This is a genomic window from Microbacterium hydrocarbonoxydans (genome assembly GCF_023715885.1).
Classification (GTDB): Bacteria; Actinomycetota; Actinomycetes; order Actinomycetales; family Microbacteriaceae; genus Microbacterium; species Microbacterium hydrocarbonoxydans_C.
Genome location: NZ_JAMBOY010000001.1, coordinates 571,684 through 586,836 on the forward strand (window position 1 = coordinate 571,684; position 15,153 = coordinate 586,836).

Genomic DNA, 15,153 nt, shown 5'->3' on the forward strand with positions numbered 1-15,153 from the left:
GTGTGGTCTTGATTACCATAGGGTAGAGATAGCACCCTAGGGTTACAAGGAAGTTACATGGTTGGATGAAGATGCGCAACGACTTCTTGGATCGAATGCATGACGAGAAGCGTGATAGTCATGAACCTGACCATCCGCGAAAGGAGGGGACGTGGCCGCGAAATACGAGCTCGTGATGAAAGAGCTCTCAGCGGAGATCGCGGGAATGCGAGCGGGTGATCAGCTGCCGACCGAACAGCAGCTCGCCGCACGCTTCAACGTCTCCTCGATGACCGTGCGCCGCGCACTCGAAGCGCTCACCCACGCGAAGCGGATCGTGGGGATCCGCGGCAAGGGAACCTTCGTCGCAGAGCCGGCACTCACGAAGAGGATGACGCTGGCGTCGTTCACGGAGTCGATGCGCGCGGCGGGGCGCACCGCGCGCGCCGAGGTCCTGTCGGCGGGCATCGCACCGGCCTCGGCCGACGTCGCCGACGGGCTCGGACTCGAAAGCGCAGCCTCGGTGTACACGGTCGAGCGGTTGCGATTCGGCGACGACACCCCCTTGAGCATCGACCGATCCCAGCTCCCGGCAGAGCTGTTCCCGAACCTTCTGGGCAACGACCTCACCGGCTCGCTCTACGAGATCCTCCGACGGCGGTATGACGTGCACCTCACCCGGGCCTCGTCACGCGTGGCCGCCGTGCTGCCGACAGAGCGTGAGGCAGAACTGCTCGGGATCACGGCGGATCAGCCCTGTCTGCGCGTCGTCGCGCGCGGAAGCCTCGGCGACGGGCGAGTGGTCGAGGTCACCCGGTCGATCTACCGAGGAGACCTGTACGAGCTGCTCATCGAGCCGGAAGACACCTGAGTCTCCTCCATGACTACCGTCGCCCTCCGACGGTGTCGCTGTGCGCTGCATCCAGTGCGACACGCAGCCTGTCTCGCGCCCGAGACAGACGTGAGCGGGCGGTGGAGGCGTTGATGCCGAGGATCGCGGCCGCCTCGTCCGAGGAGAAGCCGTCCCAATAGGTGAGCCGTACGAGTTCTGCATCACTGTGAGAGAGGGATCGCAGGGCGAGCTGCACATCGAGCGCAGTATCGTCCCATTCCGGTGGCGCCCAGGTACGCGCATCCTGCACCAGTCGCTCGACCGCGGCCGAGCGACGCGAAAGCGAACGTCGAGTGCCGCGCAGGATGTTGTTCGCTGTCGCGAACAGCCACATCCTGCCCTCGGTGGGGTCGCCCGGAACTCGGCGACGAAGTTTCCATGTGAGGAACAGCAGCTCGCCGACGGCCTCGGCAGCCTCGGCGTTGTTGAGAAGACGACGCTGGAAGTAGGCCATGAGGTCGTCGATGTTGACTCGCACGAGCGCGTCGATCCGCGCCCGCAGATCCTCCGGGCCGCTCACTGGCATCCCTCGGCCTGGCTGAACAGGCTGACGTACCCCTCGTCGCCGTCCGCAGAGAATCCTCGAGCCTCCAGCTCGGCGAAGAGCAGGCCGGCAACGGTCTGGTGCATCGCCGACTGCGCGATGTCCTCGTCGGTGTAGTGGAAGACACCCGGCGTGCCGTCGTCGTACGGCTGGTCGTTCTCCGCCTCGAGTTCGGCTCTCGCCGCCGATGTGTCGAGGGAGTCCAGGTCGAGTCCGGACACGAACTGTCGCGCCTGCAACACCACCTCCGCGTCGGGGGCTGCACCGTCCGGCTTCACGACGAGGCCGGCGAAGCAGGTCTGGCCGCTCGGCCCGGGGATCTCGTACACGGCATCGGCCGTCCAGCCCCAGGGCGTCTGCGTACCGTTTCCCGCCACCGCGACGGTCCCGCCGCCGATAAGCGCCAAGGAGGCGGTCGCGGCGGCCACCCACGCCCGCGACCGGCGACGGCGTCGCCGTCGTGCGTCGTCGAGCACCAGCATCCCGTGCTCGGCTAGTGCGACACCGCTCGCGATGCGTGGGGCGGCCGAGCGGAGTCGCGCGTCGAGATCGACCTCGTTCATGGAAGAGTCCCTTCTGAGAGAAGCATCACCCAGTACATGGCCGCTCGGGCGACAACTGTCCATCGCATCTCGAACTTCGCGGCACCGACGCGGTTGGGGGTCCCTGGAGCGATGCAGGCGAACGCCTTCTGCACCGCTGCAGAACAGATGTGTAAGGAACTCGCTGCACGCGCAAAAAGGTGCGCAGTGGACGGTACGCACTTCGACGGCCACTCACGGAGCTGCCGCATCTTACGGCTCGGCCATTGGCTACGGATGCGTTAACACCAACCTCACGGGTTGGAGCGTCAACACGAAGGGCTACATGAACAAGGGCGCCGTCATCTATGAGACGCCTTACGTGACGGACAGCTTCGGCCTAGCGCAGAACTGCGGTCGATAGACCGTCTCGGGGGCGAGCAGCCATGCGCAGCTCGCCCCCACCCGGGAATCAGTCCCCTGCGCTCCACGGCACGTTGTCGTCGATACGCACCGATACAGTGTCGAGGCGGTCGTCGTTGAACAACTGTCGGAAAAGTGGCTGGGCGGCAGCAACGACGAGCGAGTCAGGAAAGAGGGCCTGCAGCCGGGGGCGATGCCACACGAGGTTATCGAAGGGGTTCACGAGCACGGCGCGCGCCGTTGCGTCCCCCCCTACTACTGGGCTGTCCGCCAAGACCCATACGGGAGCATCCCATCGATGAACGCGACCTTGCTCAGCTCCGATGTCATGGAGCGCACGGGTGACGGATTCTTCCCGCAGCCGCAGGTAGTCAGCAACGTCATCGGCGGTCGCGACGCCGAGGCACCTCAGCGCATCGGCTACCACGCGGCGGAGCCCGCCCGCGGGGTCAACAGTGGCGTTGAGTACTTGCGCGGGCAGCGCGCGTTCAGGCAGGTCGAAGAGCCTGTGCCAGTTTCGTCGACGAACGCACACGATGTCGCCGGTCCACACCATGTGCTCGAGCGCTTCTTTCGTCGGCCCCCACGACCAGCCGTTGCTCCGACTGTCGTCCCCTCGAAGCTGCTTCAGGGTGAGCGGCCCTTCCGCCTGCAGCCGGTCAGGGCGGCGCGCACGCTATCGGAGGGTGCCCAGTCGAAGTTCTGGTCGCGGATGGACGCGCGCCGGAACTCCCGATGCGGCCAGCGCTTCACCGTCACCAGAGAGGCGGCGTGAACGGGAGCTTCGAACACCATCGCCATGTCCGCACCCCACAGGTCGTCATCGACCTGCGCCCCGGTGCGGTCCGGGACCCGCGAGGACAGGGTCATCGCGTGCGCCCGACCCGCCACCGCGATGGCGTCCAGCTGAATCACCCCGAGGTGGTTTACCGCATCAGCGACCGTGACGAACCGCGAGTGGATGCCGGACGCCGCGACGGCACGGCGTCGCGCTTCCGTCTCCGTCAGATCGATGTCGATGATGTCCTCCGAACACGAGCGTGCGCTGCCATCCCACCACGTCTTCCGTCACGCTACGCTCTCAAGAGCTCGCTCGGAGAGACCCGTGTCGCAGCCCATGCGGGGATCAGCGCGCTCACACAGCCGAGGACCGCGGCGGCTGCGGGAAGGACAAGCAGTGCGGTCGGAAGGTAGAACAAGGGGTAGGAGGCTGCGCTCACGCCCGCCGCGACGAGCGTCCCGAGGAGGAAGCCAACGATGCCGCCGAGAAGACCGACGATGGTTCCCTCCACCACGATCTGACCGGACACGAACGAGCGTGTATAGCCGAGTGCCAAGTAGAGTCCCATCTCGCGTCGACGCTCGGTCAATGAGGCGAATGTCGTGGCGGCGAGGGTGAGAAACCCTGTGGCCCCGGCGATGAGTCCGATGAGTCCGGTGAGGTTGTTGCCTCGGCTCAGGATCTCGGCACGCAGCTCCTGCGCGCTTGGTGAGCTGAGAACGGTCACCGTCTCCGGCGCGGACGGTGCCAGGGCGAGGGCGATCTGCTGCTGTAAGCGTCCGGTGACGTTTCCCTCGGTCTCTATCGTGAGGACGCGGTTGTCGGGGAGATAGCCAGCGGCCCGTGCGGAAGCAGGTGGAAACACGACACTCGCTGATATCCACGCCTCGTCGCTCGCGATGATGCCGAGAACGGTGAACCGCTTCCCGTCGATGAGCACCGAGCCCGCGGACACATCCAGGTAGTCGAGTTCTCGCGCAACCCGGGAACCGAGGTACACGGCACCCACATCGTCCGAGACGACCCCATCCGCGCCGAGGCCTCCCGTCTTCACTGTCGCAGCGCCCGTGCGCAACCCGCTCGGTGTCCCTACGCCGAATGCTGATTCAACGGTGCGGTCGGTCGTTGGGTTGGTGACGACGACGGAACCATTCGTCCGGTCTGGCGGCACAAGCGTGCCCGCATCACGTATCTGAGGTTGGTCGCTGAGCGCAGCAAGGAGCGTGGCTTCGCCGGCATCCCAGAACGTCGCTGGTAGGAGCACCGTCACACGTGAGCTGGTGGCTGAGTCCAACCGCGCAGTGACGGCTTCGGAGGATCCGACGGCGAGGGACGAGGGGATCACGATGGCGGCGACGCCGGCTCCGACAACGACGAGGGACATGAGGTTTCGTCTCCACCGCCGCAGGACGGACTTCACCGCAAGTCGAATGCTGCCTCTCATCCTGCGGCGCTCTCAGCGAGCCCGTCACGCACGTTGATTCGTCGGTCGCAGCGCGCTGCCAGGGACTCATCATGGGTGACGATGACGACGGCAGTTGTCGGCGAGACGGAGGCGAGCAGGGCATCGACGACGATTGCTCCGTTTGCGCTATCGAGGTTTCCGGTCGGTTCGTCACAGAGAAGGAGGCGCGGATCGCGGACGAGCGCCCGGGCGATAGCCACTCGCTGCTGCTCTCCCCCGGAGAGCGTCTTCGGAAACGCGCGGGCATGACTGCTGAGTCCGAGGGCGGCGAGTTGCCTGTCAACTCGCGTGCGCCGCTCCCTGGTCTCGTGGTGGTCGTGCAGGCCCAGCATGACGTTCTCTTCCACGGTCAGATGCGGCACGAGATGGAAAGCCTGAAAGATGAACGAGATCTCTCCGCGCCGGGCGGCAGCAGCTTCCTTCGAACTAGGGGCCATGGCATCCCGACCAAGAATGCGGAGCTCGCCATCGGTGGGAGTTTCCAGCATCCCGAGCATGCTCAACAGCGTCGTTTTCCCGGATCCGCTCGGTCCGACAATCGCGACGGACGTCCCCGCTTCGATGGTGAAGGTCGCCGACTTGACACCCTGCGCCCCGGGTTCGAATATACGGCGCGCACCCTCGGCGGCGACGACCACGGTGGACTCTTCACCCAAGGAGGACGACCTTCATCCCGTCAACGATTCCGTCGCCGCTGATGGCGCAGTAGCCGCCCGCGCAGAGCGTGACCTCCACGGGGTGGTCATGGTCCGTGTCGGCGTTCGAAGACGATTCCCGGATGAAGGTCTTCCCCCCGGCCGTCTCTCGAATCGCAGTGGATGGAACGCGGAGGGCATCGTCGGGCGACGTGTCGATGACGACCTCGGCTGTTTCCGCAAGGTCGGCGCGAACGTCGTCGGGGACCTCGCTCAACGAATACCAGCGTTGAGGATCGGACTCGTCGGAGCCGTCGGGGGTCTCCTCGACATCTGCGCGTACGGAGGTGGGTTCTCCGATGGTGGCGGCGACGTCGGCGCCAGACCCTGTGCTCAAGGCGATGGGGAGCCCGGTGAGTTCCTGGTCGCTGTCACTGGCGATGGTGACGGCGACGCTCTGCGAGTTCAGCGTGCATTTCAGACTGTCCGCCGGCTGACCGACACGGCCGCATTCACTGCCCACGTCCACGGGGGTGGCGGCGGCAAAGACATACCGGGATAGGGGAAGGCCGGTGTCCCGCCAGTTCTGTGCCGGCGTCCCGTCAGCTGTGACGACGGTGAGGTTGCGGCTCTTGTAGTGCTCGAACAACGCACCGGCTGTGGACGGGCCGAAGACGCCAGCCTTGTCGTTGACGGTGAGACCGGCGCGGCGGAGGTAGTCCTGCAGCTGTGTGACGTCGCTACCCTCCGCACCTTGCGCCAGGCTCCGGTACGCGGGAACGGCACCTTGAATGACGATGACGGGTTGTTCGCTGATGCTGAGCAGCACACCGCCGTCATCGACCGAGGCGGGTGCCTCACCCGTGACGATCCCAGTACCGAACTGCGTCGGCGGGATGTCGAGTGTGGCGAGCGGTGTCAAGTGGACCTCAACAGACAGCGTCTTCTGCACCGGTCCTGTCTCTATCGAGGCGACGACATCGGCTGGCTTCTGCTCGGTCGCTTGCGTGGCCTGGTAGTTGCCGACTCCGATGACAGTCAGCACACCCACCGATGCGACCGCGATAAGAAGCGCGGTGACGACGGCGCTGACGCTGACGAGGACGGATGCGCGTGCTCGATGCTTCATGTCAGCCATTGATGATGTCGACGGCGCGCTCCTGAACGAGCCTCAGTTCCTCTTGCATGGCCAGGAGCCTGCCTTCGTTGGCTTTCAGCCAGTCGGCGGATTCGGCGGCGAACGCAGCGGCGACAGTGTCGCGCAGGTTGACCTCCGCCTGGCAGTCGAAGTCGGCAACGGCGAGATCTTGCTCATCCTTTCCGGGCTGCTCGCCCGGCGCCCGGTACGCTCCGAACAACTCCTCAGCGAGGGCGGGCACGTCGAAGTCGTCGACGGTGTAGCCCTTGGCGTCCATGCACTTCTCGTAGTCGGGGGCAAGCGCTGACACTTGGGCGTCGCGTTCGTTTCCCGCGTCACCTGCGGTGGTCAAGTACTCGTTCACGAGTCCCGTGAAAGCGAGAGCGGACTCCACAGACCCGTACAGCTCCGTCTGTGCTTCCGCGATGCACCCTACCTTCGAAGTGGAAAGCTTCATTCCGTTATCGAGGCTCACTTCGATCTGCTCTGAGCCGTCGGGACCGAAGAGGGCACTGTAATACTTCTGCCGGTCGCTCTCTGTCAACGATTCCTCCCATTCGCTGACGACGTTCTTACCGTCGCTGATGGTGGTCGCGTAGCCGGTGCGCTTGGCTTCGTCGGCAGAAGTGAACAGGTTGGAGAGGCCGTAAGAGAGTGGCGTGGACTGGGCGGCATCGGAATCGAACGGCATGTTGAGCCCGGCAGCGCGGACGCATTCTTGCACCCTGAGCGCCTGGGCGATGCTGATCTCCGGAGGGAACGCCGTGAGCGTAGAGGCTGCCTCGAGGGTATCGCCGGAGATGTCGCCTGCGTCCGACGACCCGGTGCAGCTGGTGAGCAGAAGGGCCGAGCTCAGGCCCGCAATCACGAGAAGATTGCGAACCTGAGCCCGAGAGTTGTAGTGCGTCATGTGAGGATGTCAGGCGCTGCGGTAGTGGTCGATCTTGTTGTTGTTGCCGCTGAAGCTGCTGACGCTCGCGCCGGCAGGGATGTAGGCCAGCGTCTCCTCCTGACCGAACGCGGTGTTGTTCTTCGCGTTGTAGTTCCTGCTGGTCTTGTTCTGCGCGGAGTTGGTGACGTCGTCCGGCACCTCGACGAAGGTGCCGTTACCACCCTGCCAGGTGGTCCCGCCGTAGCTGTTGGCGTCGTAAGAGCACATGTTGCCGGTGTTGCACGTCGCCGCGTGGGCGGGGGCAACTCCGAGGCCAATCATGAGGGCGGCGGCTGCGGCAGCAACGACGGCGCCGGTCTTCTTCTTCACAGTGGTTCTCCTTGAACTCGATGCTATGAGTGGATGAGGCCTCGCGACATGTCTAACGGCGCGCTCACAAGCCGTCTGTCGGCCGTTTGGGGGACACGACGTCCGTCCTTTCGCCGTCTCTCTATCGCCGGACGCCGGATGATTCGAGCAAATCCCTGTTCATCGCAGATTTGTCTGAGTCGACCTACCGCTTCCCGCCTGAGTGAAAGAGCAAGCCGTCGCCACTCGAGAGAAAAGGTCGGTAAGGATTCGCCAGTTCACGCAAGAGGTCGCGAGGCGGGCGGAGGCCTTGACGCACGTTCGAGGACCAGCGTTCGACCGGCGCGGTCGCTGTCGCCCCGTCGCGGCGCGAACCGAAGACAGTGAACTCCAACACTTGGGGGATTGACCTCGAGAAGCGCGGGATGCCATCACCCCGCCCCCTGTCCCTGTCGGAGCCAGGTCATGCCCCGAATACAGCCCGCGAGGGAAGGTGGATCCCTGGAGTGCTATCCGATGTCCCAGAGCGTGTAACCCACAACGCCGGCGGGGATGAAGTCCTGGGCCACGGTCAGTTCATTCTCGATACCTACGATCCGACCGGTGTCGCGAGAGATGAGAACGGTGTCCTGATAAGTCGTCGTTGGGTCCGAGACCCGCAACCCGACGACGCCACGTCCGAGCCTGTCCGTCGACTCCCCCAGAACGGCGACGCTCCCAGCGTCGATAAGACGGTCGATGAGGACGGCATGCTGCTCGTCAGTGAGCGTCCAGTAGCTCAGCAGACGTCCGATGACGACGAGGATCTCGCCGGAAGACGCGGACGCCGTCGCCCCGAGGCTGATGAGGGCTCTCTCCACCGATTCGCGTGATCCGTCACGCAGGCTCACGACGTCCGCCGGGATCTTCAAGTCCTCAGGAGCGGTGACCAGTTCCGTGATGGTCTCGCCCGGTTGGTACGGGCTCGGCTCGATGCCCTCCGGTCGGACGCCATCAGGCCAGAAAGGCTCGCCCGCGACGATGGTGCTGCGGGACCCGGTCTCCGGCGACCACTCGAAAGTAACGATCTGAGGGACAGACTCGACGCGCTTTTTCGCCAGATCGATATCCCATCCCCACACCAGCGAGGAGACACTGCGCTCCTGTTCCACAGAAGCGCCGGACTCGAGGTGTTCCTGCGCCTCCTGGACAACCGCGGCCAGCGGTTGAGGGTTCACGAATCGCAACGGCGGTGGTGTGAGCGCGACAGCCTGCTGTGTGGGGGCGAGGGCGTTCGTGGCGATGACGACGACGGCGATGATGGCGGTGACTGCGACAGCGAGACGTCCCCACGCCCAGCCCTGCCGCTCTCGCGCTGGCGCATGTGTGCCCCGGATGATGTTTTCCCGCACGGCAATCGCCTGTGCGGTCAGCCCGTCGGCGCGCGTCGTGGAGGGGTTCGCGGCCCGAAAGAGCCGGTCGATTTCCTCGTCCGGGATGTTCACGATCTGCCCTCCCTCGACTCCAACTGTGCACGGAGTTTTGCTCGTGCGCGAGTGAGGGTGGTCCATACGGCCGGCTGGCTCGAACGAAGGACATCGGCGATCTCACCGGCGCTGAGCTCATCCCAGTAGGTGAGAACCACCACCTGTCGCTCTCGGGCGTTCAACGTCTTCATTGCCTGGCGCAGTGCGAGCGCGTCGAGCGGATGGATCGTGTCCGCGGCGTTCCGCAACCCTCGCGTCAGAGCTTCCATCGCGCGTCCACGCGAGTGCGCCTTGCGGTCGACATCGCGAAGCTTGTTGTCGGCCGTGCGGATGAACCACCGCAGGCTCATCGGCTTGTCGGCCTCCAGCTTCTTCCACGCGACAACGAACACCTCAGCCGCGATCTCGTTGACCTCTTCGCCGTTGTCGAGATAGCACTCCAGATGCCGATGCACCTTCGGCCAGTATTCGTCGAACAACGTCCGGAACACCGCCGCCTTGTTCGGCGCCGACTCCTCTGCGGCACGGCGTGCACTGATCAACGGAGACTGTTCGGCGGCGGCGAAAACAGCAAGGAGGTTCTCCGTGAACCCCCGTGGCATCACTGCAACCGCCTCACTCATCGCCGTGCACTCAGGCTAACTCGCTTAGAGGGTGCAAAGGAGGTTGGTCGTACCGGCCCCAACATCGGTTGCGCTGTTCGGACCGGCGGTGCCGAGCACGGTAGCGGCGGAGTTCCGCGCGCGGACCAGTCCCGAACTGCGTCCGTTCGCGATGGACCCAACGGTCCGAAGCGCGGAGGTGCTCACGTTTGTGCAGACGGAGAACGTCAGCTTCGAGCCGCTCATCCCTGTGCCGCTGTACGCACAATACGTTCCCGTCGCGCAGTTCCCCACGGCACGGGCCGAGGTCGCCCCGGTGGTGAGCGTCATACCGAGGTCCGGCCACACCACCTTGTTGTCGCTCACGGCGACACCGCCGGGCACTGCGTCCATCGCGTACTCGACATCCGGATGGAGATCCTCGGATGCGTGCGCGGCGGCAGGAGTCAATGTCGCGGCGAGGAGCACTGCGACAGCAACGCTGAGAATTCTCTTCATGGTGTCTCCGAAGACGATGGCGGTGCACCGCGTCGATACGCGGGTCAGGGCGTGAGCGCACCTGCGACCTCAGTATCTGTTGCAGGGTGTGGGGCACTGGAGGCGAACGACCTCCTTGCGGCACCCGCGAATTCCTTACAGACTTCCTCGAACGTGGTCATCTATCCGGCTGGCGGAACCCACGGAAAGAGGGGTTTGAGGAATGGAAGGACGCCGAACAAACATTCTGTGTGGGTCGACGAACGGCATGGCCGGGGTGACCATGGGCCTGACCAGGATCGCGATACAGGCGCCCCTTTGCGCGTGCAGGTGATTCCTTACACGCCTCAGGGAGCGCCACTCAGTCATCCTCGACGACTGGTAGCTTCATGCGCTTATGTCCGGGCACCTAACGACTGGGGAGATCATGTACTTTCGCATCGTCAACGACGCCGGCAGCAACCCGACCTGGAAGCTCTATAGCTCCAACGGTCAGCTCGTAGCCTGGGCGGGCGAGAGCTTCTGCCCGCAACCGTTGGAGCACTCGCTCCGCCGGCATAGTCGGCATCACTCGTATGCAATCGAATAGTTTGACCAGCCGGCCCCTCAAGGGGCTATTCGTCGTGCGTCGAAACTGCGGCGAGCGCGAGACAAGTAATCGGATCGTCCTTGCAGCCCAAAAACGAAGCGGCGGCCGCCTCATTTCTCAATGAGGAAGCCGCCGAACTCGCATTTCATGAACTGATTCACGGTTTTTCGTGAACACGCCGTGTGCGCGAGGGGGGACTTGAACCCCCACGTCCATACGGACACTGGCACCTGAAGCCAGCGCGTCTACCATTCCGCCACTCGCGCGAGTCGTCTCGTTCCGAGGAACTCAACTTCGCAAGGCTATCACGCGCTCCACCCCCGCACGAAACCGGCCACAGCACGACGCTCCCCCGCGCGCTCGCTCCCGATACAGGCGTCCGAATCGCGCCGGAAGACCCCTCGGAACGGCGTACTTCCAGAACACCTGGCTACGATGTCCCTACCGGTCGGCATGCCAGAGGAGCCCAGTGGGACTACTTGACAGCTTTGAGAAGGGTCTCGAGCGCGCTGTGAACAGCGCCTTCGCGAAGACCTTCCGCAGCGGCATCCAGCCCGTGGAGATCGCTTCGGCGCTTCGGCGCGAGGCGGACACCAAGGCGGCTGTGGTCAGTCGCGACCGCATCCTCACGCCCAACAGCTATGTGGTGCGCCTGAGCACCGATGATGCCGAGCGGATGCGGGGACTCGGCGGTGCGCTGACCGATGAGCTGCACGCGCTGCTGACCAAGCACGCGAAGTCGCAGGGCTACAGCTTCGCCGGCCCCCTCTCGATCTCCCTCGAGTCCGACGACATCCCCACCGGCACCGTGCGCGTCAGTTCCGGCACCGTCGAGGGCCGAGTCAACTGGCAGGCCGTGATCGACGTCGACGGACGTCGCCACTCGCTCACCCGGGCCCGCACGGTGATCGGCCGCGGCTCCGACGCCGACATCACGATCGCGGATGCCGGGTCGAGCCGCAAGCACGTCGAGGTGCTGTGGGACGGCGAGCGCGCCATGATGCGCGACCTCGGCTCCACGAACGGCACGAAGGTCAACGGATCGAAGGTCAGGGAGGCCGCTCTGCCCTCCGACACGACTCTCACGATCGGCCGAACCGACCTCGTCTTCCGTATCGTGCCGGTCGCGGCACCCTCGCGCCCTGCGCGCCCGCGCGACGACGACGCGACCCGCGCCTTCGGAGCGATCTGATGACCACGCCCAGTGAGCTCGTCCTCCTCCTCATGCGCATCGGCTTCCTGGTGCTGCTGTGGTTCTTCGTGTTCGGCGTCGTCTACTCGCTGCGCGCCGACCTGTTCGGCATGAAGGTGCGCAAGCTCCCGGCAGACGGCGACGCGTCCGCGGCATCCCCCTCCACTCCCCCGGCACCGGCCAAGCGCCCGTCGTCGGCGAAGGCGAGCACCGGACCGGCGACCGTCGCGACGGCGAAGCGCCTCGTGATCACGTCGGGCCCGAAGGCGGGTCTCGAACTGCCGTTGGGCACCGACACCCTCACCATCGGCCGCTCGAGCGAGTGCGCGCTCGTGATCCGCGACGACTACACGTCCAGCCACCACGCACGCCTGCTGCTGCGCGGCGACGCCTGGGCGATCCAGGATCTCGAATCCACGAACGGCACCTTCGTCGCCGGCAACCGGGTCACGGGCGGACCCGTCGCCCTCGGCCTCGGCGTTCCCATCAAGGTGGGCGCCACGACCTTCGAGCTGCGAGCCTGACTCCGGATGGTCTTCGAGGGCTCGAGCGCCGCGATCTCCCATACGGGCAAGGTCCGCTCCAACAACCAGGACTCCGGGTATTCCGGGGCGAACCTGTTCGTCGTCGCCGACGGCATGGGCGGGCACGCCGGCGGTGACGTCGCGTCGAGCATCGCGATCTCGCGCATGCAGCCCCTCGACCAGCCGTACGCATCGACCGACGACGCGCAGGCGTCGCTGCAGGCGGCCGCGACGACCGCCGCCGTCGACCTGATCCGCGCCGCGAAGGACCGCCCCGAGCTGGCGGGCCTCGGCACGACCCTCAGCGCGATCATCATGGTCGACGACTACGCCGTCATCGGCCACATCGGCGACTCGCGCATCTATCTCTACCGCGACGACGCGCTCACGCAGATCACGGCCGACCACACCTTCGTGCAGCGGCTCGTCGACTCGGGCCGCATCACTCCCGAAGAGGCCCGCTATCACCCGCGGCGCTCGGTGCTGATGCGCGTGCTCAGCGACATGGACTCCGACCCCGAGCTCGACATGTTCGTCATGCACACGCAGCCCGGCGACCGCTGGCTGCTGTGCTCCGACGGTCTCTCGGGCGTCGTCGACGAGGCGCACATCCTCAAGGCGATGCGCCTCGGCCTCCCGCCCGGCCGCACGGCCGACAACCTGCTCAAGCAGGCGCTCGACGGCGGAGCCCCCGACAACGTCACGATCGTGCTGGTCGAGGTCGGCGGAGCGCACGCGATGCACTCCGGCACGGCGACCATCGTCGGCTCGGCCTCGAATCCCGCGAACATCACTGTTCCGCCCGTGCGCGCCCCGCGCAGCAGCTGGCTGCACCCGGTTCGCCAGGCCGCGAACGACCCCAGCCACTTCGAGCCCTCGTCCGAGTACCTCGAGGAGCTCATCGAAGAGGATCGCCGCCGCGCCAAACGCCGTCGCCTCGGCTGGATCGCCGGGATGCTGGTGGTCCTCGCCGCGCTCGCCTTCGCCGCCTTCGCGGCCTACAGCTGGACGCAGACCCGCTACTTCGTCGGCGCCGACGAGGACAGCGTCGTGATCTACCAGGGCGTGCAGCAGAACATCGGTCCGATCACGCTGTCGACGCCGATCCAGGACACCGACATCCTCCTGGCGAATCTGCCCCCGTACCAGCGCGACTCCGTCGAGCGCACGATCACGGCCCGATCGCTGTCGGATGCCGAGGCCATCGTGGCTCGTCTGCAGGCGGGAGCCGACCGCGTCACCGGCGAGACCCCGCTGCCCACTCCCGTGCCCACGCCGACGACGACGGAGGGCGAGGGATGAGCACCGACGTCCAGGCCGACACCACCGTCATCAAGGCGCTCCGCCGACTCCGGATGCCGCAGACGCAGCGCAACCGGGAGTTCTGGCTGCTGCTGTTCGCGGTCGTCCTCAGCGGCGCATCGCTCACGCTCGTCCAGCTCGGCGCCCTCGGACTGATCGACCCGATGATCCTCGCGATCGGCGGCGGCCTCGCCGTGCTGGCGTTCGCCGTGCACTTCGTGCTGCGCGCCGTGGCATCCGACGCCGACCCGTTCGTGCTCCCGATCGCGACGCTGCTCACGGGTCTGGGCATCGCGATGATCTACCGCATCGACATCGCGAAGGCGCTGACCGGCTGGAACGCCTACTCCACCAAGCAACTCGCGTGGACGGCCATCTCACTCGCCGGCGCGATCACGGTCGTGATCATGCTGCGCAACTACCGGGTGCTGTTCCGGTACACCTACATCTTCGGCCTCACCGGCATCCTGCTGCTCCTGCTGCCGTTCGTCCCCGGCCTGCGCATCCCTGACGCGAACGCCCAGGTTTGGGTGTCGCTGGGCGGCATGTTCGCCTTCCAGCCTGGCGAGCTCGCCAAGATCTGCCTCGCGATCTTCTTCGCCGGCTATCTCGTGCGCACGCGCGAGAGCCTCACCTCGGTCGGCACCAAGGCGCTCGGCATCACCTGGCCGCGCATGCGCGAGCTCGGACCCGTGCTCGTGGTGTGGGCGATCTCGCTCGGCATCATCGTGATCCAGCGCGACCTCGGCACCGGAACCCTGATCTTCGGCATGTTCGTCGCGATGCTCTACGTCGCCACCGGCAAGACGAGCTGGGTCCTGATCGGCCTCGCGCTCGTCGCCGCGGGCGTCGCCGTCGCGACGCAGATCCTCAGCTACGTGCAGGGGCGTTTCACGAACTGGCTGTTCCTGTTCGACCCCGACAAGGTCGACCCGGACGGCGCGGGATACCAGCCGATGCAGGGACTCTTCGGGCTCGCCCACGGCGGCCTCCTCGGCACCGGCTGGGGTCAGGGCCGCCCCGAGGTCACTCCCCTCGCCCACAGCGACTACATCATCACGAGCCTCGGCGAGGAGATCGGCCTCATCGGCCTCTTCGCGATCCTCTGCCTCTACATGGTGTTCATCAGCCGCGGCATCCGCATCGGCCTCGCCGGGCAGGACGACTTCGGCAAGCTGCTCGCCACCGGCCTTGCGTTCACGATCGCGCTGCAGGTGTTCATCATGGTGGGCGGTGTGACCCGCGTCATCCCGCTGACCGGTCTGACGACGCCGTTCCTCGCGGCCGGCGGATCGTCGCTCGTGGCGAACTGGCTCATCGTGGCGATCCTGCTGCGCATCTCCGACGGCGTGCGCAGCCAACCGAGGACGGTGATCGGCTGAC

At 65.8% G+C, this 15,153-nt stretch carries 16 protein-coding genes and 1 tRNA gene; 5 read left to right on the top strand and 12 right to left on the bottom strand.

Annotated elements, in window-relative coordinates:
* Positions 1-151: 151 nt before the first annotated feature.
* Positions 152-850, top strand: coding sequence for a GntR family transcriptional regulator (locus tag M3195_RS02730; protein ID WP_251584983.1), 699 nt, complete (start codon positions 152-154; stop codon positions 848-850).
* 13 nt (positions 851-863) lie between these two features.
* Here M3195_RS02730 and M3195_RS17045 read toward each other — a convergent pair whose 3' ends face one another.
* The 12 genes from M3195_RS17045 to M3195_RS02790 form a co-directional block, all read right to left on the bottom strand.
* Positions 864-1,391 carry an RNA polymerase sigma factor gene (locus M3195_RS17045; protein WP_251584985.1) on the bottom strand — a complete coding sequence of 176 codons (528 nt, stop codon included), beginning with the start codon at positions 1,389-1,391 and terminating at the stop codon, positions 864-866.
* Positions 1,388-1,978, bottom strand: a complete 591-nt coding sequence (locus M3195_RS02740) for a hypothetical protein (RefSeq protein ID WP_251584987.1) — start codon at positions 1,976-1,978, stop codon at positions 1,388-1,390. Before M3195_RS02740 ends, M3195_RS17045 begins: the two co-directional genes overlap by 4 nt.
* A gap of 430 nt (positions 1,979-2,408) precedes the next feature.
* Positions 2,409-3,014, bottom strand: a complete 606-nt coding sequence (locus M3195_RS02745; protein ID WP_308211568.1) for a DNA glycosylase AlkZ-like family protein — start codon at positions 3,012-3,014, stop codon at positions 2,409-2,411.
* Positions 2,987-3,274: a hypothetical protein gene (locus tag M3195_RS02750; protein WP_251584989.1), complete on the bottom strand. Its 288-nt coding sequence runs from the start codon at positions 3,272-3,274 to the stop codon at positions 2,987-2,989. Before M3195_RS02750 ends, M3195_RS02745 begins: the two co-directional genes overlap by 28 nt.
* A gap of 158 nt (positions 3,275-3,432) precedes the next feature.
* On the bottom strand, positions 3,433-4,524 hold the full coding sequence (locus M3195_RS02755) for an ABC transporter permease (protein ID WP_251584991.1): 1,092 nt from the start codon (positions 4,522-4,524) through the stop codon (positions 3,433-3,435).
* Between the two features lie 56 nt (positions 4,525-4,580).
* Positions 4,581-5,243: an ABC transporter ATP-binding protein gene (locus M3195_RS02760; RefSeq protein WP_251584993.1), complete on the bottom strand. Its 663-nt coding sequence runs from the start codon at positions 5,241-5,243 to the stop codon at positions 4,581-4,583.
* A gap of 10 nt (positions 5,244-5,253) precedes the next feature.
* Positions 5,254-6,378: a peptidoglycan-binding domain-containing protein gene (locus M3195_RS02765; RefSeq protein WP_251584995.1), complete on the bottom strand. Its 1,125-nt coding sequence runs from the start codon at positions 6,376-6,378 to the stop codon at positions 5,254-5,256.
* Complete coding sequence (locus M3195_RS02770; RefSeq protein WP_251584997.1) at positions 6,371-7,288, bottom strand: hypothetical protein; 918 nt, start codon at positions 7,286-7,288, stop codon at positions 6,371-6,373. Before M3195_RS02770 ends, M3195_RS02765 begins: the two co-directional genes overlap by 8 nt.
* A gap of 9 nt (positions 7,289-7,297) precedes the next feature.
* A complete protein-coding gene (locus tag M3195_RS02775) occupies positions 7,298-7,639 on the bottom strand; it encodes a hypothetical protein (protein ID WP_251584999.1) in 342 nt (113 codons plus the stop codon).
* A gap of 488 nt (positions 7,640-8,127) precedes the next feature.
* The gene (locus M3195_RS02780; protein ID WP_251585001.1) at positions 8,128-9,102 is read right to left on the bottom strand and encodes a hypothetical protein; all 975 of its coding nucleotides are present in this window, start codon (positions 9,100-9,102) and stop codon (positions 8,128-8,130) included.
* A complete protein-coding gene (locus M3195_RS02785) occupies positions 9,099-9,707 on the bottom strand; it encodes an RNA polymerase sigma factor (RefSeq protein WP_251585003.1) in 609 nt (202 codons plus the stop codon). The genes M3195_RS02780 and M3195_RS02785 overlap by 4 nt, the downstream gene beginning before the upstream one ends.
* 1,228 nt (positions 9,708-10,935) lie before the next feature.
* Positions 10,936-11,018: transfer RNA gene (locus tag M3195_RS02790), tRNA-Leu, on the bottom strand.
* 203 nt (positions 11,019-11,221) lie between these two features.
* On the opposite strand from M3195_RS02790, the gene M3195_RS02795 reads away from it, so the two are divergent.
* From M3195_RS02795 to M3195_RS02810, 4 genes are read left to right on the top strand one after another with little or no spacing between them, the layout of a single operon-like run.
* Entirely contained in the window at positions 11,222-11,944 is a 723-nt protein-coding gene (locus tag M3195_RS02795) for an FhaA domain-containing protein (protein WP_251585005.1), read from the top strand.
* Positions 11,944-12,468, top strand: a complete 525-nt coding sequence (locus tag M3195_RS02800; protein WP_251585007.1) for an FHA domain-containing protein FhaB/FipA — start codon at positions 11,944-11,946, stop codon at positions 12,466-12,468. The genes M3195_RS02795 and M3195_RS02800 overlap by 1 nt, the downstream gene beginning before the upstream one ends.
* A 6-nt stretch (positions 12,469-12,474) precedes the next feature.
* Positions 12,475-13,770, top strand: a complete 1,296-nt coding sequence (locus M3195_RS02805; protein ID WP_251585009.1) for a PP2C family protein-serine/threonine phosphatase — start codon at positions 12,475-12,477, stop codon at positions 13,768-13,770.
* Positions 13,767-15,152, top strand: a complete 1,386-nt coding sequence (locus M3195_RS02810; RefSeq protein WP_251585011.1) for an FtsW/RodA/SpoVE family cell cycle protein — start codon at positions 13,767-13,769, stop codon at positions 15,150-15,152. Before M3195_RS02805 ends, M3195_RS02810 begins: the two co-directional genes overlap by 4 nt.
* Position 15,153 lies beyond the last annotated feature (1 nt).

Coding starts and splice junctions, on each gene's coding strand:
- M3195_RS02765 (WP_251584995.1), bottom strand. CDS start 6,378: ATGGCTGACATGAAGCATCGAGCACGCGCATCCGTCCTCGTCAGCGTC.
- M3195_RS02785 (WP_251585003.1), bottom strand. CDS start 9,707: ATGAGTGAGGCGGTTGCAGTGATGCCACGGGGGTTCACGGAGAACCTC.
- M3195_RS02755 (WP_251584991.1), bottom strand. CDS start 4,524: ATGTCCCTCGTCGTTGTCGGAGCCGGCGTCGCCGCCATCGTGATCCCC.
- M3195_RS02810 (WP_251585011.1), top strand. CDS start 13,767: ATGAGCACCGACGTCCAGGCCGACACCACCGTCATCAAGGCGCTCCGC.
- M3195_RS02770 (WP_251584997.1), bottom strand. CDS start 7,288: ATGACGCACTACAACTCTCGGGCTCAGGTTCGCAATCTTCTCGTGATT.
- M3195_RS02740 (WP_251584987.1), bottom strand. CDS start 1,978: ATGAACGAGGTCGATCTCGACGCGCGACTCCGCTCGGCCGCCCCACGC.
- M3195_RS02800 (WP_251585007.1), top strand. CDS start 11,944: ATGACCACGCCCAGTGAGCTCGTCCTCCTCCTCATGCGCATCGGCTTC.
- M3195_RS02805 (WP_251585009.1), top strand. CDS start 12,475: ATGGTCTTCGAGGGCTCGAGCGCCGCGATCTCCCATACGGGCAAGGTC.